The organism is Variovorax sp. GW531-E2 (assembly GCF_059423125.1).
In genome coordinates this window covers 322,124-345,786 of record NZ_JBWKXQ010000001.1, presented here as the reverse complement: position 1 = coordinate 345,786, position 23,663 = coordinate 322,124, and the positions used below count along the sequence as shown (strand labels likewise).

The 23,663-nt window shown below is 67.4% G+C and carries 25 protein-coding genes; 24 read left to right on the top strand and 1 reads right to left on the bottom strand.

Going from position 1 to position 23,663, the window contains the following annotated elements; all coding sequences use genetic code 11:
• Positions 1 to 29: 29 nt before the first annotated feature.
• The 7 genes from AC07XP_RS01445 to AC07XP_RS01415 are packed head-to-tail and all read left to right on the top strand — an operon-like array spanning position 30 to position 8,384.
• Positions 30 to 1,574, top strand: a complete 1,545-nt coding sequence (locus AC07XP_RS01445) for an ABC transporter substrate-binding protein (RefSeq protein ID WP_495263582.1) — start codon at positions 30 to 32, stop codon at positions 1,572 to 1,574.
• A 15-nt stretch (positions 1,575 to 1,589) separates the two neighbouring features.
• Complete coding sequence (locus tag AC07XP_RS01440; protein ID WP_139706261.1) at positions 1,590 to 2,534, top strand: ABC transporter permease; 945 nt, start codon at positions 1,590 to 1,592, stop codon at positions 2,532 to 2,534.
• On the top strand, positions 2,531 to 3,346 hold the full coding sequence (locus AC07XP_RS01435) for an ABC transporter permease (protein WP_495263577.1): 816 nt from the start codon (positions 2,531 to 2,533) through the stop codon (positions 3,344 to 3,346). Before AC07XP_RS01440 ends, AC07XP_RS01435 begins: the two co-directional genes overlap by 4 nt.
• Positions 3,343 to 5,004, top strand: a complete 1,662-nt coding sequence (locus AC07XP_RS01430; protein ID WP_495263576.1) for an ABC transporter ATP-binding protein — start codon at positions 3,343 to 3,345, stop codon at positions 5,002 to 5,004. The genes AC07XP_RS01435 and AC07XP_RS01430 overlap by 4 nt, the downstream gene beginning before the upstream one ends.
• A complete protein-coding gene (locus AC07XP_RS01425) occupies positions 5,001 to 5,990 on the top strand; it encodes an alpha/beta hydrolase fold domain-containing protein (protein WP_495263575.1) in 990 nt (329 codons plus the stop codon). The genes AC07XP_RS01430 and AC07XP_RS01425 overlap by 4 nt, the downstream gene beginning before the upstream one ends.
• Before the next feature lie 10 nt (positions 5,991 to 6,000).
• The gene (locus AC07XP_RS01420; RefSeq protein WP_495263574.1) at positions 6,001 to 6,639 is read left to right on the top strand and encodes an FMN-binding negative transcriptional regulator; all 639 of its coding nucleotides are present in this window, start codon (positions 6,001 to 6,003) and stop codon (positions 6,637 to 6,639) included.
• Positions 6,640 to 6,662: 23 nt separating this feature from the next.
• The gene (locus AC07XP_RS01415) at positions 6,663 to 8,384 is read left to right on the top strand and encodes a hypothetical protein (protein ID WP_495263573.1); all 1,722 of its coding nucleotides are present in this window, start codon (positions 6,663 to 6,665) and stop codon (positions 8,382 to 8,384) included.
• 25 nt (positions 8,385 to 8,409) lie between these two features.
• On the opposite strand, the gene ilvB is transcribed toward AC07XP_RS01415, so the two are convergent.
• A complete protein-coding gene (gene ilvB, locus AC07XP_RS01410; protein ID WP_495263572.1) occupies positions 8,410 to 10,200 on the bottom strand; it encodes a biosynthetic-type acetolactate synthase large subunit in 1,791 nt (596 codons plus the stop codon).
• Positions 10,201 to 10,265: 65 nt separating this feature from the next.
• On the opposite strand from ilvB, the gene AC07XP_RS01405 reads away from it, so the two are divergent.
• From AC07XP_RS01405 to AC07XP_RS01325, 17 genes are all read left to right on the top strand, one after another.
• Complete coding sequence (locus tag AC07XP_RS01405) at positions 10,266 to 10,760, top strand: Lrp/AsnC family transcriptional regulator (protein ID WP_495263571.1); 495 nt, start codon at positions 10,266 to 10,268, stop codon at positions 10,758 to 10,760.
• An 83-nt stretch (positions 10,761 to 10,843) separates the two neighbouring features.
• Positions 10,844 to 11,371 (top strand): P-loop nucleotide/nucleoside kinase family protein, encoded by a 528-nt coding sequence (locus AC07XP_RS01400; protein ID WP_495263570.1) that lies wholly within the window; start codon positions 10,844 to 10,846, stop codon positions 11,369 to 11,371.
• A 4-nt stretch (positions 11,372 to 11,375) separates the two neighbouring features.
• Positions 11,376 to 11,699 carry a hypothetical protein gene (locus AC07XP_RS01395; RefSeq protein WP_495263569.1) on the top strand — a complete coding sequence of 108 codons (324 nt, stop codon included), beginning with the start codon at positions 11,376 to 11,378 and terminating at the stop codon, positions 11,697 to 11,699.
• Positions 11,700 to 11,719: 20 nt separating this feature from the next.
• Positions 11,720 to 12,169 (top strand): GNAT family N-acetyltransferase, encoded by a 450-nt coding sequence (locus AC07XP_RS01390; protein ID WP_495263568.1) that lies wholly within the window; start codon positions 11,720 to 11,722, stop codon positions 12,167 to 12,169.
• Between the two features lie 66 nt (positions 12,170 to 12,235).
• A complete protein-coding gene (locus AC07XP_RS01385) occupies positions 12,236 to 12,745 on the top strand; it encodes a GNAT family N-acetyltransferase (RefSeq protein WP_495263581.1) in 510 nt (169 codons plus the stop codon).
• Positions 12,746 to 12,868: 123 nt separating this feature from the next.
• Entirely contained in the window at positions 12,869 to 13,117 is a 249-nt protein-coding gene (locus AC07XP_RS01380) for a DUF1272 domain-containing protein (protein ID WP_082818251.1), read from the top strand.
• A gap of 133 nt (positions 13,118 to 13,250) precedes the next feature.
• The gene (locus AC07XP_RS01375; RefSeq protein ID WP_495263567.1) at positions 13,251 to 13,568 is read left to right on the top strand and encodes a hypothetical protein; all 318 of its coding nucleotides are present in this window, start codon (positions 13,251 to 13,253) and stop codon (positions 13,566 to 13,568) included.
• A gap of 622 nt (positions 13,569 to 14,190) precedes the next feature.
• Complete coding sequence (locus tag AC07XP_RS01370) at positions 14,191 to 14,511, top strand: hypothetical protein (RefSeq protein ID WP_369629192.1); 321 nt, start codon at positions 14,191 to 14,193, stop codon at positions 14,509 to 14,511.
• Positions 14,512 to 14,589: 78 nt separating this feature from the next.
• The gene (locus AC07XP_RS01365; RefSeq protein ID WP_369629193.1) at positions 14,590 to 15,168 is read left to right on the top strand and encodes an imm11 family protein; all 579 of its coding nucleotides are present in this window, start codon (positions 14,590 to 14,592) and stop codon (positions 15,166 to 15,168) included.
• A 201-nt stretch (positions 15,169 to 15,369) separates the two neighbouring features.
• Positions 15,370 to 15,786: a VOC family protein gene (locus tag AC07XP_RS01360; protein WP_492740826.1), complete on the top strand. Its 417-nt coding sequence runs from the start codon at positions 15,370 to 15,372 to the stop codon at positions 15,784 to 15,786.
• Positions 15,787 to 15,841: 55 nt separating this feature from the next.
• Positions 15,842 to 16,051 carry a DUF4287 domain-containing protein gene (locus tag AC07XP_RS01355; RefSeq protein WP_070061083.1) on the top strand — a complete coding sequence of 70 codons (210 nt, stop codon included), beginning with the start codon at positions 15,842 to 15,844 and terminating at the stop codon, positions 16,049 to 16,051.
• A 109-nt stretch (positions 16,052 to 16,160) separates the two neighbouring features.
• Positions 16,161 to 16,700, top strand: coding sequence for a DUF6886 family protein (locus AC07XP_RS01350; protein ID WP_495263566.1), 540 nt, complete (start codon positions 16,161 to 16,163; stop codon positions 16,698 to 16,700).
• 84 nt (positions 16,701 to 16,784) lie between these two features.
• The gene (locus AC07XP_RS01345) at positions 16,785 to 17,156 is read left to right on the top strand and encodes a VOC family protein (protein WP_495263565.1); all 372 of its coding nucleotides are present in this window, start codon (positions 16,785 to 16,787) and stop codon (positions 17,154 to 17,156) included.
• A 73-nt stretch (positions 17,157 to 17,229) separates the two neighbouring features.
• The gene (locus tag AC07XP_RS01340; protein WP_495263564.1) at positions 17,230 to 17,754 is read left to right on the top strand and encodes a sigma-70 family RNA polymerase sigma factor; all 525 of its coding nucleotides are present in this window, start codon (positions 17,230 to 17,232) and stop codon (positions 17,752 to 17,754) included.
• Entirely contained in the window at positions 17,751 to 18,746 is a 996-nt protein-coding gene (locus AC07XP_RS01335; RefSeq protein ID WP_495263563.1) for a FecR domain-containing protein, read from the top strand. The genes AC07XP_RS01340 and AC07XP_RS01335 overlap by 4 nt, the downstream gene beginning before the upstream one ends.
• 130 nt (positions 18,747 to 18,876) lie before the next feature.
• Positions 18,877 to 21,384: a TonB-dependent siderophore receptor gene (locus AC07XP_RS01330; RefSeq protein WP_495263562.1), complete on the top strand. Its 2,508-nt coding sequence runs from the start codon at positions 18,877 to 18,879 to the stop codon at positions 21,382 to 21,384.
• 220 nt (positions 21,385 to 21,604) lie between these two features.
• Positions 21,605 to 23,641 carry a hypothetical protein gene (locus AC07XP_RS01325; RefSeq protein WP_495263561.1) on the top strand — a complete coding sequence of 679 codons (2,037 nt, stop codon included), beginning with the start codon at positions 21,605 to 21,607 and terminating at the stop codon, positions 23,639 to 23,641.
• Positions 23,642 to 23,663 lie beyond the last annotated feature (22 nt).

Genomic DNA, 23,663 nt, shown 5'->3' with positions numbered 1-23,663 from the left:
TCCCTCCCGCTGCGCGCACCGCCGCCGCACTGGCCCTCGGCCTCGGCCTGGCCGCCAGCGCGGCCTTCGCCCAGGCCCCGGCCGGCCAGACGATGCGGATCCAGATCAACTCCGACATCCGCTCCACCGACCCCGGCGGCAACCGCGACGACAACACCGACAACGTGCTCATCCACGTGGTCGAAGGCCTGGTCGCGCTGCGCGAAGACACCTCGGTCGGCCCGATGCTCGCGAGCAAGGTCGACACCTCGGCCGACGGCCTGACCTACACCTTCACGCTGCGCGACGGCGTGAAGTTCCAGAACGGCGCGCTGCTCACGGCCGACGACGTGGTGTGGAGCTGGCAGCGCTACCTCAAGCCCACCAGCGGCTGGCGCTGCCTGCCCGAGTTCGACGGCAAGGGCATGACCAAGGTGCTCGCGGTGGAAGCGCCCACGCCGAAGACCGTGGTGTTCAAGATCGAGCGCCCGAGCGCGCTGTTCCTCACCATGATGGCGCGCCCCGACTGCGGCGGCGCCGCCATCCTGCACCGCAGCTCGCTGGGCGCCGACGGCCAGTGGAAGGAGCCCGTGGGCACCGGCCCCTACAAGATCAAGGAGTGGAAGCGTGGCCAGTACATCGAGCTCACGCGCTTCGACGGCTACACCTCGCGCCCCGAAGCCCGCGACGGCCTCACGGGCGGCAAGAAGGCCGAGATCGAGAACCTGCGCTTCGTCGTCATTCCCGACTCGGCCGCGGCCAAGGCGGCGCTGTACAGCGGCGGCATCGACGCCTTCATCAGCCCCAGCCCGGCCGACGTGGTCGAGATGCGCGGGCGCAGCGACGTGCGCGTCGACACCACGCCAGTCATGACCATGGTCGCGCTGCTGCTGCAGACCACCGACCCGCTGCTGAAGGACGTGCGCATCCGCCGCGCGCTGGCACTGGCGCTGGACACGCCCGAGATCGCCAAGTCGGTCACCGAGGGCCTGTCGGCCGTCAACAACTCGGTCGTGCCTTCGTCCAGCCCGTTCTACAGCCCCGTGCAGGCCGGCGGCTACAAGCGCGACATCGCCGGTGCGAAGAAGCTGCTGGCCGAAGCCGGCTACCGCGGCCAGCCGATCAAGCTCGTCGCCAACAAGCGCTACGAGGCGCTGTACTCGGCCGCCGTGCTGGTACAGGCCATGGCCTCCGAAGCCGGCATCAACATCGAACTCGAAGTGCTCGACTGGGCCACGCAGCTCGACCGCTACACCAAGGGCCAGTACCAGAGCATGGCCTTCATCTACTCGGCGCGCATCGACCCCTCGCTCAACTACGAGATGGTGTCGGGCGACAAGGCCACGCAGCCGCGCAAGGTGTGGGACAACGCCGCCGCGCAGACCCGGCTCACCGAGAGCATGGTCTCGCGCGACAAGGCGCGCCGCCAGGTGCTGTTCGACGAGCTGCACAAGCAGATGCTGCAGGACGTGCCGATGGTCGTGCTCTTCAACGCCAGCGACGCCACCGCCATGCGCAAGAGCGTGACCGGCTTCAAGGGCTGGGCGCCGGCCAAGCCGCGGTTCTGGAACGTCCGGCTCGACGCGCGCGGCTGACGGGGCGCCGCCGCCATGCTTGCCTACCTCTTGCGCCGGATCGCCATGACGATCCCGACGCTGCTGCTGGTGTCGATTGCCGTCTTCACGCTCATGCGGCTGATTCCGGGCGACCCGGTGCAGCTCATGCTCGGCGAAGGCGCCGACCCCGCGCAGCTCGAACTCGCCCGCCAGCAGATGGGGCTGGACCAGCCCCTGGTCACCCAGTACGTCGTGTGGCTGCGCCACGCGCTCACCGGCGACCTGGGCGTGTCGACCACCAACGGCCTGGCCGTGCTGCCGCTGATCTGGGAGCGCTTTCACGTGAGCGCCGTGATCGTGCTCACCGCCGTGGCGCTGGCCTCGCTGATCGCCGTGCCCGCCGGCCTCGTCGCCGCCTGGCGCAAGGACCGGCCGACCGACCTCGCCATCATCGGCGCGGCCACGCTGATGCTGTCGGTGCCGAGCTTCTGGCTCGGCCTGCTGCTGTTGATGTTCTTCGGCCAGTACCTGCACTGGCTGCCGGTGGTGGGCTACGTGCCCATGTCGGAAGACTTCTCGCAGGGCCTGCTCTACGTGATCCTGCCGATCGTCACGCTGGTGCTGGTCGAGACCGGCGTGCTCACGCGCATGTCGCGCGCCAGCACCATCGAGGTGCTGCGGCTCGAGTACGTGACGCACGCGCGCGCCAAGGGCGTGCCCGAGTCGCAGGTGCTGCGCCGCCACGTGCTGCCCAACGCCTTCAACCCCACGCTCACCATGATCGGCCTCATCCTGGGCCATCTGCTGAGCGGCATCGCGGTGCTCGAAACGGTGTTCACCCTGCCCGGCCTGGGCCGCCTGATGATCGATTCGATCTTCGCGCGCGACTACCCGGTGCTGCAGGGCTGCCTGCTGTTCACGGCCTGCATCTACGTGGTCATCAACCTGATCGTGGACATGTGCTATCCCCTCTTCGATCCCCGGGTGTCGGTGCAGTGAAAAAGATCAAGACCCATACCCTCGTGGGCGGCGTGCTCATCGGCGTGCTGCTGGTCCTGGCGCTGGTGGCCGCGCTGTGGACGCCCTACAACCCGCTGGGCATCGACCTGCGCGGCAAGCTGCAGCCGCCGTCGATGGCGCACTGGCTGGGCACCGACGAGTTCGGGCGCGACGTGGCCAGCCGCGCCATGCGCGCGGCCTCCACCAGCTGCCTCATCGCGCTGCTCACGGTGGCGCTGGCCACCGCCGTCGGCCTCGTGGTGGGCGTGCTCGCCGGCTTCGTGCGCGGCTGGACCGACCGCGTGCTCATGGCCTTCAACGACACGCTGCTGGCCTTTCCGGGCCTGCTGCTGGCGCTGGGCGTGATGGTGGTCGTGGGCGCCAACCAGTGGGGCATCGTGCTCGCGCTGAGCATGGCCTACGCGCCCTCGGTGGTGCGCGTGGTGCGCGGCACCGTGCTGTCGCTGCGCGAGCGCGAGTACGTCGAGGCCTCGCGCATGATCGGCAACGGCGAGATCTACACCATGTGGCGCCACATCCTGCCCAACTGCGTGGCGCCCGTCGCCGTGCTGGCCACCAGCATGTTCGGCTGGGTGCTGCTGTCGGAAAGCGCCCTGAGCTTCCTCGGCCTGGGCGTGCCGCCGCCTGCGCCCACCTGGGGCAACATGCTCTCCAGCGCACGCCCCTACATGGCCTCGGCCGTGTGGCTGTGCCTGGTGCCGGGCCTGTGCATCGCGCTCACGCTGCTGGGCATCAACCTCCTGGGCGAATCGCTGCGCGACCGGCTCGACCCGCGCACGGAGAAGTCATGACCCGTCCCAACTCTTCCGCAGCGCCCGTGCTTTCCGTGCGGCACCTGAAGATCGACCTGCACGGCGGCGCCCAGACGCTGGTGCACGACCTCTCGTTCGACGTGCGCCCCGGCGAGTTCCTTGCCGTGGTGGGCGAATCGGGCAGCGGCAAGACCATGGCCGCGCGCGCCATCCTGCAGCTGCTGCCGCCCGGCATCGCGCAAAGCGGCGGGCAGATCGTGTTCGACGGCGAAGACCTGAGCACCCGCGACGTGAAGGCCATGCGCCCCATCCGCGGACCCGGCATCGGCATGGTGTTCCAGGAGCCGATGGTCTCGCTCAACCCGGTGCACCGCATCGGTGAGCAGATGGCCGAGGGTCTGCGCATGCACACGAAGCTGTCGGCCACCGAGATTCGCGCGCGCTGCCTCGACATGCTGCGGCGCGTGCAGATCGCCGACCCCGAGCGCTGCCTGCACGCCTACCCGCACGAGTTCTCGGGCGGCATGCGCCAGCGCATCATGCTGGCCAGCGTGATGCTGCTCAAGCCGCGCCTGCTGATCGCCGACGAGCCGACCACCGCGCTCGACACGCTGAGCCAGCGCGAAGTGCTCGACCTCATGGTCGGCCTCGCGAAGGACCAGGGCACGGCCGTGCTGCTCATCACGCACAACCTCGGGCTGGTCGGGCGCTATGCGCAGCGCGCCATCGTGCTGGAAAAAGGCAAGCTCGTGGAGACGGGCGACGTGCCCGCCATCCTCGCCGACCCGAAGCAGCCCTACACCCGCAAGCTGGTCGACGCCCTGCCGCGCCGCCAGGCTGCGAAGCCGGCCCCGGCCACGGCGCAGCAGCCGCTGGTGCAGGTGCGCGGCCTGTGCGTGAGCTACCCCGGCGCGCGCGCGGGCTTCTTCAAGCGCCATGCGCCGGTGCAGATCATCGACCAGCTCGACCTGGACATCCACCCCGGCGAGATGGTCGCGCTGGTGGGTGGCAGCGGCTCGGGCAAGACCACGCTGGGCCGCGCCATTCTGCGGCTCGCGCCGTCGCACGCAGGGCAGATCCTGTTTCGCGGCGACAACGTGCGCAGCGCCGACCGCGCCGCGCTGCACCGCTTCCGGCTCGCCTGCCAGCTGGTGTTCCAGGACCCGTTCTCGTCGCTCGACCCGCGCATGCGCGTGCAGGAGATCGTGGCCGAGCCGCTGCGCCACCTGCCCGCGCTCGATGCCGCCGCGCGTGTGAAGCGCGTGCACGAGACGCTCGACGAAGTGGGCCTGGACGGCCTGGGCGCGCGCTACCCGCACGAGCTCTCGGGCGGCCAGCGCCAGCGCGTGGCGATTGCGCGCGCGCTGGTGCGCCGGCCCGCCTTCGTGGTGGCCGACGAGCCCGTGTCCGCGCTCGACATGACCATCCAGGCGCAGGTGCTGCGCCTGTTCCAAAGCCTGCAGGCGCACCACGGCTTTGCGTGCCTGTTCATCAGCCACGACCTCGCGGCCGTCGAGCAGATCGCCGACCGCGTCGTCGTGATGGAGCGCGGCCGCATCGTCGAGCAAGGCCCGCGCGACGCCGTGTTCGACCGGCCGAGCCATGCGTACACGCAGGCGCTGCTGGCGGCCACGCCTCGGCCGCTCGCGTCACTGGCCGAATCTGTCTCCTGCCCTTCCGAGAAAGTGTTTGCGTGACCGCCGCTCCTTTGCCCGCCACCTGGCTGAACCCCACCGCCCCGCCCCCGCTCGATCCGCAGATCGTCGAGTTCATGCGCCTCATGGCGGCCGAGGGCAGCCGCTATCCGAAGCGCCACACCATCCCGATCGCCGAAGGCCGCGCCAACGCCGAGAAGGTGCGCGCCCCGTGGACCGAAGGCGGCCCGACGATGGCGCGCACCGTCGAACAGCAGGTGCCCACGCGCCACGGCAACGTGCGCATCCGCGTGCACTACCCCCAGACGCGCAGGCTGCAGGGCGCGCTGGTCTACATCCACGGCGGCGGCTTCGTGCTGTTCAGCCTCGACACCCACGACCGCGTGATGCGCGAGTACGCGGGCCGCGCGGGCATCGCCGTCATCGGCATCGACTACACGCGGGCGCCCGAGGCGCAGTTTCCGCAGCCGCACGACGAATGCGTCGACGTGATGCGCTGGCTCGCGACGAACGCGGGCGCGCTCGACATCGACCCCGCGCAGCTCTTCATCGGCGGCGACTCGGCAGGCGCCAACCTGTCGGTGGGCGCCTGCCTCGTGCTGCGCGACGCGGGAGAGGCGCTGCCGCTGGGCATGCTGCTGAACTACGGCGCCTACAGCACCGAGCTGTACCGCGAGTCGGTGGTGCGCTACGGCGCGGGCGAGTACGGCCTGTCGCTGCACATGATGGTGTGGTTCTACGGCCTGTACCTGCGCCGGCCCGAAGACTTTCGCGACCCGCGCCTGGCCAGCCTCACGGCGCGCCTCGAGGGCCTGCCGTCCGCGTGCCTCGCGATCACCGAGTGCGACCCGCTGCACGACGACAGCGTACTCATGGCCGCGCGCCTGCGCGAGGCCGGCGTGGCCGTGACCGATGTGCTCTACCCCGGCACCATCCACGGCTTTCTCGAAGCCGTGTCGATCGCCGACGTCGCGGGCCGCGCCTTCGACGACGCCGCCCGCTGGATGCACGCGCTGGCCGCGCGCTGAAGCCGTCGCCATGTACACGCCCAAGCCGTACATCGAGGACGACCTCGCGACGCTGCACGCCGGCATCCGCGCGTGGAGCTTCGGCACGCTCATCACCGTCGGCCCATCAGGCGCCAGCGCCACGCACCTGCCCTTCCTGCTCGATGCGCAGGACGACGGCCCCGGCCTGCTCACCACGCACCTGTCGAAGAAGAACCCGCAGTTCGACGAACTGCGCGCGGGCGCCGAGGTGCTCGCCATCTTCCAGGGGCCACATGCCTTCGTCACGCCCAGCTGGTACGTGAAGCAGAGCACCTTCCCGACCTGGAACTACACCGCGATCCACGCGCGCGGCACGCCCCGCGTGATCGAGGAGCGCACGGCCATCCATGCCGTGCTGCGCCGCACCGTCACGCTGTACGACACGCCGCTGGGCGGCAACTGGGACTTCGACGCCATGCCCTTCGACTTCGTGGCGCCGCGCCTGGACATGATCGCGGCGGTCGAGATTCCCGTGCGCGTGCTCGAAGGCAAGTTCAAGCTCAACCAGGACCGCTCGGAAGAGGATCGCAAGGGCGTGATCGCCGCACTCGAGCGGCTGGGCGATCCGCAGGGCGTGGCCGTGGCCGGACTCATGCGGCAGCAGATGGCGTTGACGGTGGCGGGCTGAATCGCGGCGGCACAATCGTCCGCGTGCCACGCCTCCTTCACCTTCTGACCGCCGGCCTCGCGCTCGCATCCTCCCTCGCCCACGCGGCCGACCCGGTGCTGCTCGTCACCTCGCCCGTCGCGCTGCAGGCTGCCGAGAAATCCGGCGCCGGCTTCGGTCGCTGGTTCGACGTGCCCGTGGCTGCCAGCGGCATCGCCACCAATCAAGCACTTGCACGCTCGCCGGCCTGGCAATCGGTCGCCGACCCGCTGAAGACCAGCCTCGCCGCCCTGCAGCGCCGCGACCCGCAAGCCGGCGTCGGCATTGCGCGCTACCCGCACCGGATCTTCGACGCACGCTGGCTCGCCAGCCCCGACGCCTTCTTCGAACTGGTCGGCGTTGCCAACCGCATGGACCGCCGACCGTTCCAGCCCGGTGCCTGCGGCGAGACGCGGCTCGTGTACCGGCTGGCGTACCGCTCGGCCGCGATGCAGTCGCGCCTGCCGATGACCGTCGCCGTCGAGCTGCGCGGCGATGCGCCCGATGCCGATGGCAGTTGCGCCAGTGCCGCTCGGCGCTGGCAACCACCACAGGCATCGATGAAGGACGAAGCGCTCGGCCGCTGGCTCGTGTCGGCCGACGGCCCGCTCGCGCCACCGCGGCTCGCGCAGGCCCGCATCGCGCAGGTGACGACCAACCTGCAGAGCGTGCGCTGGCCCTCGGCCGTGCGGCCCGACCTCGGCGGCCATGCCGAGTACCTGCTGCGCGCCTTCCGCTGGAACGCGCGCACGCAGCGCTTCGACGCGGGCCCGCTCGAGAACACGCCCGACGTCGCGAAGCTCAAGGCCGACGCCCCGCTGCGCAAGGCGCTGCTCCAATGGCTGCAGCAGCCCGACACGCTGCGCGCGCTCGACAGCGCCACGGTGCGCATCCCCGATCGCTTCCTGGCGACCGAGTCGGTCTCGGTTGCGCCGCGCGGCCTCGAGCGCCTGGCGAACCGCCCCTTCGAACAACTGTTCGCGCCCGGCGACTGGCAGCCCGTGCCCGGCAGCCGCACGCTGCGGTCACCGCAGGCCGTGCTGCGCCGTCTCGACGACCTGAGCTGCGCGGGCTGTCACCAGAGCCGCGCGGTTGCGGGCTTTCATCTGCTGGGCGTGGACCGGCGCGGCGCCTCGCGCACCTTCACGACCGGCAACGCGCTCGCGCTGCCGCACTCGCCGCACCTGCAGGATGAGTTGGCGCGGCGCGAACGCTATGTGAAGGCCGCGCTGACGACGCCCGTGCCCGACCCGTTCCGCCCGCTGGCCTCGCCGGACGACGCGAACGCCTTGCCGGAGAAAGCCACCGTCGGCGCCAGCTGCGAGCCCACGCGCATCACCGCCTCGGCCGACCCGTGGCGCGACCGCGCGCAGAAGTTGCCGCGCACCGCCGCCACGACCTGCGAAGGCGCGGATTCGGTCTGCGAGAAAACCTCGGTCGGCTTCCCCGGCGGCATGTGCTCGGGCCGCTGCGATCCGAAAGACCCGAACGGCACCTGCGGCGGCATCGCCATCCTCAGCGACTTCAACCAGTGCCTGGCAGCCAAGCAACCCTTCGGCGATTGTTTGAGCAAGCACACGCGACCCGGCAACCTGCGCAGCTGCTCGGCGCAACAGCCTTGCCGCGAGGACTACATCTGCGCGCAAGCCGAAGGCCAGCCCGAAGGACGCGGGGCGTGCATTCCGCCCTACTTCCTCTTCCAGATGCGGGTGGACGGGCACTCGTGATGTGAGCGAGTGCGAGGACCGGCCCTCAGCTTTCTTCTTCGTACCACCTGTCCTTCGCCAGCATCACCCGGTGATGCCCGCACCCCGACGGCATCATCGGGAAGCAGTTCTCCTGCGCCGCCACCTGCACGTCGAGAAAGAACGGCCCCTTGCTCGCCAAGCATTCGGCCAGTGCCTCTTCCAGCTCCGCCGGGTCTGACACGCGCCGCGCCCCCCAGCCGAAGGCCTTGGCCAGCGCCACGAAATCAGGCAGCGCCTCGTTCCAGCTGTGGCTCAGACGGTTGCCGTGGTTCAGCTCCTGCCACTGGCGCACCATGCCCATGTAGCCGTTGTTGCTCAGCACCAGCTTCACCGCAGTGCCGTGCTGCATGGCAGTCGACAGCTCCTGGATGTTCATCAGCACCGACGCGTCGCCGCTCACGCACACCGTGAGCGCATCGGGGTGGCCGATCTGCGCGCCGATGGCCGCGGGCAACCCGTAGCCCATGGTGCCGGCGCCGCCCGAGGTGAGCCAGTGGCGCGGGCTGTCGAAGCGCAGGTACTGCGCGGCCCACATCTGGTGCTGGCCCACGTCGGTCGAGACGATCGCATCGTGGCCCGCGATGGCCCGCTGCAGCGACGACATGAGCTGCTGCGGCAGGATCTCTTCCGTCGACGGCGTGAAGGCCAGGCAGTCTTCGGCGCGCCAGCGCTCGATGCGCGCCCACCACGGCGCCAGCCGCTCGGGCGCAAACTCATCGGGCAGCAGGCCCAGCAGCGCTTCGACGATGGCGCCGCAGTCGCCCACCATCGGCACGTCGACATGCACCACCTTGTTGATGCTGCCGGGGTCGATATCGATGTGGATCTTGCGAGCATGCGGGCAGAACTCGTCGAGCTTGCCCGTCACGCGGTCGTCGAAACGCGCGCCCACGCACACCACCAGGTCGGCCTCGTGCATCGCGAGGTTGGCTTCGAGCATGCCGTGCATGCCCAGCATGCCGACGAACTTCGGGTCGGACGCGGGGAACGCGCCCAGCCCCATCAGCGTGAGCGTGCACGGCGCGTGCAGCCGGTGCACGAGCTGCGTGAACGCCTCGCAGGCCGCCGGCCCCGAGTTGATGAGCCCGCCGCCACCGTAGAGCACCGGCCGGCGCGCGGTCGAGATCAGGTCGGCGGCGCGCTGCAGCATCGCCCGCGGCGGCAGCGGCGCGCGGCCCGTGCGCAGCGCGCGCAGCGGGGCCTGTGCGGCGCCGTGCGTGAGGCGCATCAGCTGGATGTCCTTCGGCACGTCGAGCAGCACCGGGCCGGGGCGGCCGGTGGTGGCGATGTCGAGCGCGCGGCGCACCAGCGCGGGCACGTCGTCGGCCGCGCGCACCTGCCGGTTCCACTTGGTCACCGGGCGCGACATGCCCAGCGCGTCGCTTTCCTGGAAAGCCTGCGTGCCGATCACCGCCGTCGACACCTGCCCGCTGATGCACAGCACCGGCACCGAATCGCTCATCGCGTCGAGCAGCCCCGTGATCGTGTTGCCCACGCCCGGCCCCGAGGTGACCAGCACCACGCCCACGCGGCCCGTGCTGCGCGCATAGCCCTCGGCCGCATGCACCGCCGCCTGCTCGTGGCGCACCAGCACATGGCGCAGCCGGGGTTCGCCGTGCAGCGCGTCGTACAGCGGCAGCGCCGCGCCGCCGGGGTAGCCGAAGATCGTGTCGACGCCGCACTCGACCAGCGTGTCGAGCAGCGCTTCGGCGCCGTTGCGCACGCGGGGTGGGGTCTCGGGCATGGCCGGCGAGAGGGAGGGCGAGGATGTGGGGGGAAGGTCGAGCAGTCGCATGCCGTCAATTCTTCCGCTCTTGAGGCAGAATTTGCTTCTTTCTTTTGGCTGTTTAAGCACGAAACATGAAAACCAATCGCCAAACATCGTCAGACAACGAAGGATCTTTCGACAAGACCGATCTGGCGATCCTGCGGGTGCTGCTGCTCGACTCGCGCAAGACCCTGCAGGAGATCGGCAACGAGGTCGGCCTGTCGCCCACCAGCTGCTGGACGCGCATCAAGAAACTCGAGGCCTCGGGCGTCATCAAGCGCTACACCGTCGACGTCGACCCGGCCAAGCTGGGCTACCACGACTCCGTCATCGTGCAGGTCACCCTAGAGAGCCACACCGACGAAACCCTGTACGACTTTGGCCGCACCCTCGCCACCATTCCCGAGATCCAGGAGGCCTACCTCGTGTCGGGCGACTACGACTACTACATCCGCATCGCCGTGCGCGACACGCGCGACTACGAGCGGCTGCTGCGCGAGAAGCTCTACAAGATCCCCGGCATTCGCCACAGCAAGTCGCACTTCGTGCTGCGGGTGCTGAAGGAAGCGACAGTGCCGCTGATCTGACGGGTCGACGGGCCCGCATGAACGAATGGTGGGTACGATCGCCGACGAACGGCCCTTCGCAGACGCCATCCCCTTCCCCTTCCATGAGATCGACTTCGGAACATCGAGCCCTGATCGTCCTGAGCGGACTGCCCGGCACAGGCAAGACCACCATCGCGCGCGAACTCGTGGCGCGCGTCCCTTCGGTGTACCTGCGCATCGACGCCATCGAGCATGCGTTGAAGACTGCGAGTGGATGCGCTGACGATGTGGGCCCGGCGGGCTATGTCGTCGCGTACGCGCTGGCTCGGTCCAACCTTGCGCTCGGCATGTCCGTGGTCGCTGATTGCGTCAACCCGCTGTCGGTCACGCGTGAGGCGTGGCGGGCCGTGGCGACAGAGGTGTCGTCGCATCTGGTGGAGGTTGAGGTCGTGTGCTCAGACGTCGTTGAACATCGCAGGCGTGTGGAGAACCGGGAAGCCGACATGGCGGGCTTTGCGTTGCCGAGCTGGGAGGCTGTGCTTGGGCATGACTACGAGGCCTGGGGCACAAGCCGCCTGGTCATCGACTCGGCATTCGTGAGTGCGAGCGAGGCGGCGGACCTGATCTGGCGGCGCGTGCGTGAGCGGTAAATCGATGCGCTCCCGTTTCATCGACGCCTTCCTGGGCGCCATCGTGCTCGGCCCCTGGGCCGCGATGTTTGCCTATCTCGGCCTTGCACCGCTGGCTGCGTACTGGCTCGACGGCACCAAGCATCGCACGGGCTCCAGCCGCGGTTCGTCCTATTGGTGGAGCTTCCCGGAGGCCGTGGCCGCGCAGTACCCGATGCTCACCTGGCTGCTCGAACTCAGGAGCCATGTCGTTGTGTGGAGCTGCCTGGCTGGGATGGTGATCGGGCCGGTGGTTGCGTGGATCATGAGCAGCCGCCTGGACCGCATGCGTCGCGGCATCCGTCTGTGAATGGGGACCAGCGAGCTTCGATGAACCCAACCCTGCGCGCCGCCCTCGACTCGGATGTCGAATTTGCGTTCGATGCCAAGCGGCAGGCACTCGGCCCCTACGTTGCAGCGCGGTGGGGATGGGACGACGATTTCCAGAGAAACCTGCACCAGAGCCGATGGCAGGAGCGCCCGTGGTCGGTCATCCTCAAGGGCGGCACACCGGTCGGCACGATCGCCACATGGGAGGTCGACGGTCACCGCCGGGTCGGCGAGTTCTACGTCTTGCCGGCTTTTCAGCGCGCCGGCATTGGTTCAGTGGTGCTTCGCCAGCTGCTGGCCCAAGCGGACCACGACAAACAGGCGGTGCGGCTGGAGCATCTGAAGTGGAACCCGGTCGGCGCGCTGTACGGGCGCCACGGGTTCGTCCACGAGAGCGCCAACGACACGCACTGCTTTCTGGTTCGCCATCCGATTGCCCTGCATCGATGAAGCAGGCCGAAAGGCGACATTCGGCTCACACATGACCCCTAACCCGAAGGCGATGACTTGATCTCGGTGCAACCAGCGAAACCCGATGAATGGAAGACCTATCGAGACCTGCGCCTGCGGGCGTTGCTCGACTCGCCGGACGCCTTCGGAAGCACGTACGAGGCGGAGGCCACGAGAAGCGATGCGATGTGGGCCGCGCGCCTTGCCGCGGCAACCTCGTCAGGAAAAGATCGTGTGCTTTTCGCGTTCAACCGCAACGACGCCTGCGGCCTGATCTGGTGCAAGGTGTCCGGCGATGAACCGGCTGTCGCCCATCTTTTCCAGATGTGGGTCGACCCCGCATCACGAGGCATGGGAGCCGGTCGCGCTTTGCTCGAAGCGGCGGTTTCCTGGGCCGCGCGCGCGGGGATGAAGCGCGTGGGCCTGGGAGTCACAGTCGCAGACACGCCCGCGATGCGCCTGTACATGGGGTGCGGCTTCCGCCCCGATGGCGCGTTGGAGCCGCTGCGGGAACACTCACCCCTGATGGTGCAGCCGATGAGCCTGGCACTCGGACCCGCCGGACCGACAGCCTGACTATCGCGATGCCCGCACGCGGCCTCGTCGTGCGGCAACACGCGCCAGCCTCCCGTGCTCGCCATGCATCGGCGAGCACACCTTCGTATAAGCTCGACCGACTCAACTCTCTGAGGTTTCGCCATGCTCCAAATGCGCCCCGGGTGTGAATGCTGCGACCGAGACTTGCCGCCGGATTCGGCCGATGCCCGTATCTGTTCTTTCGAGTGCACGTTCTGCAGTGATTGCGCGAATCAACGCCTTGCGGGTACGTGCCCGAACTGCGGCGGAGAGCTGGTCCCGCGCCCGTCGCGGCCAGCGGCCAAACTTGAAAAGTTTCCGGCTTCGACCACGCGAGTGTTCAAGCCTGAGGGGTGCGCGGCGGCATCGTAAAGAGCCCGTCACCAGATCCGTTCCATCGACGACTTCTAGTGACCAAGAAGAGCGGAAGTTGATGGCTACGTCGCGAGGCCCTGCGAAACTGTTCGGCCGGAATCCCTCCCTCCAAGTTCGATCAGAGGAAACCATGAAATGGTCGCCGATTTCTGCCAGAGAGCTTGAGGCCTTGGTAGAACTCCAACTCTCAGAGTGCACGCTGACGGAGCGGGAGATTTTTGCGAAGTACCGCATTCCGTTTCGTCTCGCGACTATCGAGCGCTCAGGTGCATGCGAGAGCGTTTTCGTTGTTGCGATGTACCGCGCCGTCGCCATGTACTTCGAGGATGTCGAAGAAGGCTTCAACCTTTCTCCCCTGGGCCCGGATGGCTCGATTGCACAGCCTGGGTGGCGGCAATGGAGTCTTCAAGAGGCACTCAATAATCTTGTCCTCCCGCAGCCTGAATAGGATGGGCTGCGGCCAACGGCGGACTTTCATCGAAGCTTCAGAATTTGGGTAGAAGCGCTCTATATTGCGGCATGCCTTATCGGATTCGATTGCCTGAAACGTACCTGTTGGTTCACTCAGCCAACACGCACAGCGGCCGCTGGACGGCAGAGGTTCTTCGCGCGTGTCACCAGGTTGGAATCGACTTGGAATCCATAGAGATCGTCGATGAGGAACAGGCCACAGCAGCAGGCGACCTTGCCAGCGTCGTCTTGAAGATCTGCGATCGGGTGTCTCCTGAAACCGGCCAGCGCCTGCTAGGTGAGGTGCAAGCGGGCTGTCCGCAGGGCGTATCGGCTCGGCTGATAAGGGCCGTCTCACCGGAAGATTTTTCCCTTGAACCAGGAGGCATCTCCACCGCATATTTCAGACGTGAGTTCGCAGTGAACAGCAGCCTGATCTTTCACACAACAAGCTGCGCAAGGCTCACACACCGTGCTACCGGTCGCAGTGTGCGCAGCACGGCGCATCGCTCTAGGGCTCTCAACTCCGAAGAGGCGCTCTTCCTCTTGGAGTCCCTTATGAGGAGCGGCGCCGAGGTGGCATAGTCGTCCGCTTTCGGCTAGGAGAAGACGTTGAGACCATGAACCCTCAAAACATTCCGCTTCGCCTCGTCGTGGTAGTCGCGCTCACCATCTCACATGTTGGATTAACCATGTCGCAGGCCCTCATTTTGAAAGTCGGAGACACCGGGTCGCATGCCGAACTGGCAGCAAGGCCGAATCCAGAAGGCTTGGTGTTGCTGCACAACCCCGGCATCTCTGCTTTGCTCGCTCGGGCCGAGTCGCTCAAGGGTTCTACTCTCACGGGCAGCGAGAAGAAGCGTATCGCGGACAGTGCCCCCGTGATCGCTACACCGAAGTCAGTTGCAGAGGCAACCATTCAGAAGCGCGGGTATGAATAGCACCAACGCGTTGAGCTCAAGCGATTCGTTGGGAAGCCCGCACGGCTGAAGACGGCCAAGCAGACACTAAATATCTACATGACAAAGCTGCTGACCATCAATCTTCGGCGCGGCATCCCTGCACCGGAAGCGGTTCCTCATCAAGCGGATCTGACTAGGCTATTTGACGACTTGAACGTTGGACTCAATGAGGGGCAGCTTTGCGAACCGAATTGGGGGCGGATGAGGGTCACCCTTCGAGATGATCGGGAAAGCCCTGCGGGGCTGACCGACTTCATCATGACGGTCCCCTTTTGGATCGTCTCACGGCGGTTTGCGCTCCTCTTGGAAGCGCATCAGTGCCAATGCGAGTTTCTTCCCCTAGAGATTACCTATCGCAAGAAGATTCTGATGGGTGAGTTTTTTGCTCTCAATGTCTTGACGGTGGAGGACGCGGCGATCGATTTGGCTCATTCAGAATTTGATCCGCGACTACTTAAGCATGGCTTGATGAGGGAGGTGACGAAGCTCGTTCTCAAACCCGATGCATTGACCTCTACGTCGCTCGCATACCTGCCGCAAATTGGCCAGATTGCGGTGCAAGATGAACTGTCGCAAGAATTTGAACGAGAACTCGTTGGCGTGAAATTCGTAGATCCCGCAGCCTTCACAAGTTGATGAGGCGTATCAGTGACTAACACTGATTTCTGCGCAAGCATCTGCTTTGCACCGGTTCAGCCTCCGTCTCAAGCGACCGTTATGGAGAATGCCCGCCGGCCGTTTTGGGCTCCTTTTGCGCAGATACCGCGTGCAAGTGGACAAGGGTCCAGCATGAACGACTTCTCACCTTACCGCCCCTGATTTCTCCGACCACACCCCATGCACCAATCACTCGGCCTCGTCTCCTTGGTGGTCCCCGACTACGACAAGGCGCTCGAATTCTTCGTCGGCACGCTGGGCTTCGAACCCGTCGAAGACACCCCCGTGCCCGGGCAAGGAAAGCGCTGGGTCGTGGTCAAGCCTCAGGGCGGACAAGGGGCCTGCCTTCTCCTGGCGCAAGCATCGGCGCCAGAACAGCAACGCGCCATCGGCGACCAGGCCGGCGGCCGCGTGTTCCTGTTCCTGTACACGGACGACTTCTGGCGCGACTACGAAAAGTACAAGGCCGCAGGCGTCGAGTTCGTTCGCCCGCCGGAGGAGCAGCCGCACGGGGTCGTGGCTGTCTTCAAGGACCTGTGCGGGAACATGTGGGACCTGATCCAGCCCAATGCCAGCAACAGGAGCTGGCAGCTGTAAGAATGCCCTCCCGCCGTTGCACGAACCTCACTCTCCACCCGCGAAAGAACCGCCCATGACCGAGACCGCCAAGGTAAAAGGACCCGCCTCGTACTTCCCCTCCATCGAGAAGACCTACGGCCAGCCGATCGCGCATTGGATGGACATTCTTCAGGCTGCGGGCCCCCTCAAACACATGGAGCTCGTGAGCCAGCTCAAGACCCAGCACCAGATGGGTCACGGGCATGCGAATGCCTTGGTGGCCGCGTTTCTTGCGAAGAAGTAGCGCACGCCGTCGGCGCTAAGAATGCAGAGCTTCGGGCTCACGGCCGTGCGAACGACGACGCGTTTCCTTTTCGCCGCGACGACTCGAGTCGACCTTTGACGCCGCCGACATGCGCCTCTTTCACTTCAGCGAAGACGGTCAGATCGACCAGTTCACGCCACGCTCTGTACGCCAGCCGGCACTTCGCAAACCCGGTCAGGAATGGCTCAACAGCCCGCTCGTGTGGGCCATCGATGCCGATCACCAGCGGCTGTATCTCTTTCCGCGAGAGTGCCCGCGCATCGTTGTCTGGGCGCACTCGGCATCGAGCCACGATGATCGAATGGCGTGGATGGGCGATCTTCCGTGCGGCGTACAGGCCGTTGCCTTCATAGAGCGCGCCTGGGTGGACCGCCATCGATCTGGCTCGATCTTCCGCTACGAGTTTCCCGTCCACTCGTTCGAGTGCATTGAGGACGCAGGCATGTTCGTCAGTCGAAGCGTGGTGCGTCCGCTGGGCTGCGAAAGAATCGCGAATCTTCCCCACGCCTTGAACGACAGCCACACCGAGTTGCGGGTTGTCGATTCGTTGCTCCCTTTGCGTGGTGTCTGGAACAGCACGCTGCATGCGAGTGGCATACGCTTGCGCAATGCGTCGGGTTGGGCCTGACCTCAATGCCCAACCGAGGGCAAGTGGTCATCTCGATCTGTTGCCCTTCGACAGTACACACCTCGTCCTCACCCAGGAGACACCATGCAGCTTCACACCGCCCGCATCTTCGTCCAGGACCTCGCCCTCGCCTCCCGCTTCTATGAAGAGATCCTCGGCCTGCCCCTGAAGGCCGACGGCCGCGACCAGGGCTTTTGCGTGTTCGGCGCAGGACCCATGAGCCTGGTGGTCGAAAGTGTCGAAGCAGATGCCCCTGCAGAAGACCAAGCCCTGGTAGGCCGCTTCACAGGCCTGTCTTTCGACGTGGACAACATCCAGTCGAAGTACACCGAACTCTCGTCACTCGGCGTCGCCTTCAGCGGCCTCCCCGAGGCGCAATCCTGGGGCGGCATCCTCGCCACGTTGCGCGACCCCGCCGGCAACGAGCTTCAACTGGTGCAGCAGCCCCGAACGTAGCCATTGGTGCACAGTCGTCATACAATGAGAATAATTCTTATTTGGATGGCCTGGCCACCGCACTACGTCCGCCATGGCCGCCGATCCCGCTCTGCACCCGCACATCCACACCCTCTATAGCGAGCACCACGGGTGGTTGCAGAGCTGGCTGCGCAGGAAGCTCGGCAACGCCTTCGATGCGGCAGACCTGGCGCAAGACACCTTCCTGCGCATCCTCACCGCGCCCGATCACACGCCCGAGAAGCAGTGCGACTGGCAATTGCGGGAGCCGCGCGCCTACCTGACGGTGCTCGCCAAGCGGCTGCTGGCCAACCTGTACCGGCGGCGTTCGCTGGAGCAGGCCTACCTCGAGGCTTTGAGCGCATTGCCCGAGCCGCTCGCGCCCTCGCCCGAGCAGCAGGCGATCATTCTCGAGACCCTGCAGGAGATCGACGCCATGCTCGACGGCCTGGCGCCGCCGGTGCGCCAGGCCTTCCTGATGGCGCAGCTCGAAGGGCTGGGCTATGCCGAGATCGCCGCGAAGCTGGGCGTGAGCGAGCGCACCGTCAAGCGCTATATGGCCGAGGCCATGGCCCGCTGCATCCTGCTGGTCGCGTGACGGTGCGACGCACGATGGCGGTCGGGGTCGACAAGGCCGTCGCCCTGCAGGCAGCGCAATGGTTCGTCCTGTTGCAGTCGGGCGAGGCCACGGCGGCCGATCGCACGCAATGGGCGCGCTGGCGAGCGGCCAACCCCGCGCACGAAGCGGCCTGGCAGCGCGCCGAGCAGGTCAGCGGCAAGTTCGGCAGGCTGCCGGGTGCGCTGTCGATGCCAGTGCTGGGCCGCGCGGTGCGCAGCGACCGCCGCACAGCCGTCAAGGCACTCGCCGTGCTGCTGACCGCGGCGCCCACCGGCTGGCTGGCCTGGCGTGCGTCGCCGGCACGCGAATGGCTGGCCGACCACCGCACCGCCACTGGCGAACGCCGCGAACTGCGACTGGCCGACGGCACGCGCCTGCAGCTCAACACCGCGACGGCCATCGACGTGGCCTATGGCGCGACGCAGCGCCTCGTGCGGCTGCATGCGGGCGAAATACTCATCGACACGGCACCCGATGCCGTGCCCTCTTCCGATCCCGCCTACCGCCCCTTCATCGTCGAGACCGCGCAGGGGCGCCTGCGTGCGCTGGGCACGCGCTTCGTGGTCCGGCAGCACGAAGGCGATCGCAGCCAGCTGACGGTGCTCGACGGCGCAGTCGAGGTTCGCCCCGACCACGCGCGCAGCCTGGCAGCGGTGGTGCGTGCCGGCGAGCAGGCCATGTTTTCTTCGGCGGCCATCGGCGAGATCACGGCGGCAGATGCCGATGCCGACGATTGGTCGCGGGGTGTCCTGCGCGCCAGGAACATGCGGCTGCACGACTTCCTCGCCGAGCTGGGCCGCTACCGGCCCGGCGTGCTGCGCTGCGATCCGGCGGTGGCCGACCTGCGCGTGTCGGGCGTGTTCCAGCTGCGCGACACGGGCCCGGTGCTCGACAGCCTGCCGCAGGCCTTGCCGGTGGACGTGCTCTTTCGCACGCGCTATTGGGTCACGGTGGTCGCGCCAGGCGGTTGAGGCATCGGGTGCTGGCGGCGATTCCGGCCGTGACGATTTTTTCTGTCGCGGCCTGTCCCCTTTTCTTTCCTCGCGTGTGAAGCCTTGAGGAACAGCAACTTCACACCCCTTGCAGGAGAGAGAGAAATCCATGGCCCGTCGCCGACCGTCCCCCCTTGATTCCGACGCCGTCTCGTTGCGTGCGCTGTCGCTCGCCGTGCATGGCGCGTTGTTCGCCATGGCATGCGCCGCCGCCGGGACGGTCGCCGCGCAGACGCCTGGCACGCCCAGCGCACCGGCCGCACAAGCCGAAGCACGCAAGGCCTACAACATCGCACCCGGTCCGCTCGACGAGGCACTGTCGAGCTTCGCCGCCTCTGCCGGCGTGAGCATCACGATTCCGCCGGCCCTCGCGCAGGGCAAGCGGTCGCCCGGCCTGCAGGGCCAGCACGCCGTGGCCGAAGGCTTCGCGCGGCTGCTGGCCGGCTCGGGCCTCGAAGCGGCGGGTGGTTCGGGCGGCGCGTATGCGCTGCGCCGCTCGAGCATCGGCGGCCCTGCAGACACCGGCGCCGATGGGAGCACCACGCTCGCACCGGTCACCGTCACGGCCGAGGCCGAACGCAGCGCCACCACCGAAGGCACGCGCTCGTACACGGCGCGCGCGCTGACGCTCGGCAAGGGCGAGCAGGCGCTCAAGGACATTCCGCAATCGGTCAGCGTGATCACGCGCCAGCGCATGGACGACCAGGGCCTCGTCGACCTGCGCGACGCGGTCAACAACGTCACGGGCGTGGTGGGCGTCAAGGGCGTGGGGCCGGGCATGGTCCTCACGTCGCGCGGCTTCCAGATCGACGCCTGGCAGTACGACGGCGTGCCCGTGCCGCGCAACATGTATTCGCTGGGCAACTGGGCCACCGAAGACACGGTGTTCTTCGACCGCGTGGAGGTGCTGCGCGGCGCCTCGGGCCTGTTGCAAGGCACGGGCAGCCCGGGCGGCGCGATCAACCTCGTGCGCAAGCGCGGCCAGCCCGAGAAGACGCTCACGCTCACTGGCAAGGCGGGCTCGTGGGACCACTACGGCGCGCAGCTCGACGCCGGCGGCCCGCTCAATGCCGAAGGCACGTTGCGCGGCCGCGTGGTGGTCGACGAAGACCGCAGCCACTCGTTCACCGACTACGTGTGGCGCAAGACGCGCTCGCTCTATGGCGCCATCGACTACGACATCTCGCCCGACACCACCGTCGGCTTCGGCGTGAGCCACTCGCACGGCAAGGGGCGCCCGATGCTGCGCGGCTTTCCGCGCTACCCGGACGGCACCGACATCGGCCTGCCGCGCTCCGTGTTCACGGGCGCCCTGTGGAACCACAGCGACGTCGAGCAGACCACGGTGTATGTCGACGCCGAGCACCGCTTCAACGACCAGTGGAAGCTGAAGTTCTCCGCGCTCGGCATGAACGAGAAGAACAGCGCGCAGCACCAGCGCATGCACGGCGACGTGCAAGCCGACGGCAGCGGGCTGAACTTCGCCGACTGGGACACCCGCTTCGATTCGCGCAAGCTCGGCTTCGACGTCTACCTGCGCGGACGCTTCGACGCGCTGTCGATGCAGCACGACCTGACCATTGGCGCCAACTACTCGAAGTTCGAGTCGACCGACCGGTATGCGCGCCGGTTCAGCGGCGGCGGCAACATCTTCGCCATCGACCACAACCGCCCCGCGCAGAACTACGACACCATCATGGCCGCCGGTGGCGGAAAGAGCCACACGCACTACGACGTGCGGCAAAAGGGCATCTACGGCAGCTGGCGGGCCCAACTGGCCGAGCCGCTCACGGCCATCGTCGGCGCGCGCCTGAGCTGGTACGACTACCTCTACTCGAGCCAGTCCGCGGGCTTCACGAGCACCGTCAGCACGTCGGGCGAAGTGACGCCCTACGTCGGCCTCGTGTTCGCGCTCAACAAGCAATGGTCGGCCTACGCGAGCTACACCGACGTGTTCGAGCCGCAGACCGAGCGCACCGTCTCGGGCGACGGGCTCAAGCCCATCATCGGCAGCAACTACGAGGTGGGCCTGAAGGGCGAGCTGATGGACGGCCGCCTGAACACCTCGCTGGCCGTGTTCCGCTACAACCACACCAACCGCGCCGTGACCGACCGCGACGGCGGCTTTGCCTGCGATGGCTGGTACTGCTCCAAGTCGTCGGGCAAGGTGCGCAGCCAGGGCTTCGAAGCCGAAGTCAGCGGCGAGGTCGCGCCGCGGCTGCAGCTCACGGCGGGCTATACCTACAACACCACCAAGTTCCTCGAAGACCCGGACAACAAGGGCAAGATCTTCAGCCAGTGGACGCCCAAGCACATGCTGCGCGTGTGGACCAACTACCAGTTGCCCGGCGACTGGAGCCGGCTCAGCGTGGGCGGCGGCTTCAGCATCCAGAGCCACACGCTGGGCTACGACCGCACGTACAAGGTGCCCGGCTTCGCCGTGTGGAGCGCGCGTCTGGCCTACCAGCTGACGCCGGAGGTGGCGCTGGCCGTCAACATCAACAACATCTTCGACAAGCGCTACTACATCCCGGCCTACAGCGAGGCCAATGGGAACAACAACTACGGCGATCCGCGTAATGTGCTGTTCACGGTGAAGTACACGCCCAGGCTGTGAGCCGCGTGGTTCTTCGGGTCTACCAGTTTCTTGGGATTTCCAGCGCCCGCCTCGCTGCATAGCATCTCGTCACCAAACGAGACGAGGTGGGCGAGTGATTCAATCGAGGGGTCTGCAGCGCCTTGCTGCGAGGCATGCGGCATGGATGGCCGCACTGGTGCTGGCGGCATGCGGGGGCGGAGGCAACGGCGGGGGTGGCGGCATCGGATGGGTGCCTGTGGTGCCTGTGCAGCCCGATGTGCCGGCCGCGAGCTACCCCATCGGCGGCAGCGTCTCGGGATTGAACGGCACGCTGGTGCTGCGCAACAACGGCAAGGACGACCTCACCCTCGAGGCCGACGGCGCCTTCCGCTTCGCCGAGCCGGTGACGGCCGGCAACCCCTACGCAGTGAGCATCACCCGGCAACCGCAGGGCCAGACCTGCGCGGTGAGCGCGGGCCAGGGCACGGCCTCTGCCGCTGTCACGGACGTGCGCGTGATCTGCGCGGCCATCACGCACACGGTGGGCGGCACGCTCTCGGGCCTGGCGGGCGGAACACTGGTGCTGCGCAACAACGGCGCGGACCCGTTGAGCCTCACGGCCGATGGCCACTTCGCGTTCGCGCAGGCCGTGCCCGAAGGCGCGACGTACGACGTGACCGTGCACACGCAACCGGCCGGGCTGCTGTGCACGCTCACCGGTGCCAGCGGCACGGTCAACGCGGCCGTCACCTCGGTGGTGGCCCAGTGCGCCGCCGACCCGTCGTTGCAGCCGCCGCCGATTCCCGCCGCGCCCAGCGTGGGCTATGCGCCCAAGTCGTTCCTGTTCAGCTGGCCGGCCGTCGCCAACGCCACCTACTACCGGCTGGGTGAAGACCCGGGCGCGACAGGCAGCTTCACGGTGGTGGCGGACAACCTCGGCAGCACCACCTACGCGCGGCAGGAACTGGCGCTGACCCAGCCACCGGCCGCATGGCGCCATGCGCTGCAGGCCTGCAATGCCAATGGCTGCAGCCCCTGGTCGCTGCCGGTCACGCCGGATGGCAACCGGGCGATCGGCTATTTCAAGTCGACGTCCACCGGCGCCCACGCCTTCGGCCGAGGCCTTGCCCTGTCCCCGGACGGCAGTGCCATGGCCGTGGGCGATGGGGCCACCCTGGAGCTGTTCACGCGCAGCGCGGGCCAGTGGCAGTGGGTGCAAACGCTGGGCTTCCAGGTGGGGAGCGTTCCCAACCCGGTCGTCTCGGACGACGGCACCTTGCTCGTGGGCATGCCTGGCCACGATGGGGCGTTTGGCGACCAGGGCCTGGTGAAGGTGTTCTCGAGAACCCCCTCGGGCTGGACGCAGGCCGACGAGTGGAACCCGCCAGCGCCGCGTTTCATAGGCAACTTCGGCGCGTTCCTCGGCATCTCGCGGGACGGCACGGTGGTCGTGGTCTCGGAGTACTTCAGCGCCAGGGGTGGAAGCTTTCACGTGTACCGCAAGACGGGCGGCACCTGGGCCCGGGAAGCCACCATCGAACCCGAGCATGCGCAGCCGGGTTCGCTGTTCGGCGTGCAAGCAAAGATCTCGGCCGATGGCAGCACGATCGTGGTGGGCGCGCAGTACGAGCCCAGCGGCTCGCTCACCGATGAAACCGACACCAGCGTGTCCAATGCCGGCGCGGCATTCGTCTATGGCTACGACACCGGCACGGGCATATGGACCAAGCGGGCCTACCTCAAGGCACCGGTGCCCACCCTCCACGATCTGTTCGGCGCCAGCACCGCCATCTCGGGCGATGGCAACACGGTGATCATCGGCACGCGCAATGCGTCGGTTGCGGGCGTGTCTCGCGCTGGCGTCGCCCATGTGTTCCGGCGCAACGCGGGCACCTACGCCCTCGCCCAGACGATCCCGGCGCCCCAGCTCACGCCGGACGCCATGTTCGGCGGGTTCGGCCTGGCGCTCACGCAGGACGGCACCGCCCTGGCGATCGCCGCGCGCGGTGATTCGAGCAGTGGAACGGGAGTCGATGCCGACACGACGCAAGGCGCGGCCCCGGGGTCCGGCGCGGTCCACGTGTATCGCCTGGCCGGCGCGCAGTTCGCCCATGCGAAGTATCTGAAGGCCTCCAACACGGGAAGCGGCGATCTGTTCGGCGAGGCCATCGACATCACGGCAGACGGCCGGACGATCGCGGTGGGGGCGCGAGGAGAAAGCAGCGCCGCAACCGGCATCGGTGGCGATCAGGCGGACAACAGCGCTGTCAATCGCGGGGCGGTTTACCTCTACTAGCGATTGCTTCGGGACGACGTAC

Excerpts from the sequence above, each read along its gene's own strand:
- AC07XP_RS01440 (WP_139706261.1), top strand. The coding sequence starts at position 1,590 with ATGCTTGCCTACCTCTTGCGCCGGATCGCCATGACGATCCCGACGCTG.
- AC07XP_RS01430 (WP_495263576.1), top strand. The coding sequence starts at position 3,343 with ATGACCCGTCCCAACTCTTCCGCAGCGCCCGTGCTTTCCGTGCGGCAC.
- AC07XP_RS01420 (WP_495263574.1), top strand. The coding sequence starts at position 6,001 with ATGTACACGCCCAAGCCGTACATCGAGGACGACCTCGCGACGCTGCAC.
- ilvB (WP_495263572.1), bottom strand. The coding sequence starts at position 10,200 with ATGCGACTGCTCGACCTTCCCCCCACATCCTCGCCCTCCCTCTCGCCG.
- AC07XP_RS01405 (WP_495263571.1), top strand. The coding sequence starts at position 10,266 with ATGAAAACCAATCGCCAAACATCGTCAGACAACGAAGGATCTTTCGAC.
- AC07XP_RS01400 (WP_495263570.1), top strand. The coding sequence starts at position 10,844 with ATGAGATCGACTTCGGAACATCGAGCCCTGATCGTCCTGAGCGGACTG.
- AC07XP_RS01395 (WP_495263569.1), top strand. The coding sequence starts at position 11,376 with ATGCGCTCCCGTTTCATCGACGCCTTCCTGGGCGCCATCGTGCTCGGC.
- AC07XP_RS01390 (WP_495263568.1), top strand. The coding sequence starts at position 11,720 with ATGAACCCAACCCTGCGCGCCGCCCTCGACTCGGATGTCGAATTTGCG.
- AC07XP_RS01380 (WP_082818251.1), top strand. The coding sequence starts at position 12,869 with ATGCTCCAAATGCGCCCCGGGTGTGAATGCTGCGACCGAGACTTGCCG.
- AC07XP_RS01375 (WP_495263567.1), top strand. The coding sequence starts at position 13,251 with ATGAAATGGTCGCCGATTTCTGCCAGAGAGCTTGAGGCCTTGGTAGAA.
- AC07XP_RS01370 (WP_369629192.1), top strand. The coding sequence starts at position 14,191 with ATGAACCCTCAAAACATTCCGCTTCGCCTCGTCGTGGTAGTCGCGCTC.
- AC07XP_RS01365 (WP_369629193.1), top strand. The coding sequence starts at position 14,590 with ATGACAAAGCTGCTGACCATCAATCTTCGGCGCGGCATCCCTGCACCG.
- AC07XP_RS01360 (WP_492740826.1), top strand. The coding sequence starts at position 15,370 with ATGCACCAATCACTCGGCCTCGTCTCCTTGGTGGTCCCCGACTACGAC.
- AC07XP_RS01355 (WP_070061083.1), top strand. The coding sequence starts at position 15,842 with ATGACCGAGACCGCCAAGGTAAAAGGACCCGCCTCGTACTTCCCCTCC.
- AC07XP_RS01350 (WP_495263566.1), top strand. The coding sequence starts at position 16,161 with ATGCGCCTCTTTCACTTCAGCGAAGACGGTCAGATCGACCAGTTCACG.
- AC07XP_RS01345 (WP_495263565.1), top strand. The coding sequence starts at position 16,785 with ATGCAGCTTCACACCGCCCGCATCTTCGTCCAGGACCTCGCCCTCGCC.
- AC07XP_RS01340 (WP_495263564.1), top strand. The coding sequence starts at position 17,230 with ATGGCCGCCGATCCCGCTCTGCACCCGCACATCCACACCCTCTATAGC.
- AC07XP_RS01330 (WP_495263562.1), top strand. The coding sequence starts at position 18,877 with ATGGCCCGTCGCCGACCGTCCCCCCTTGATTCCGACGCCGTCTCGTTG.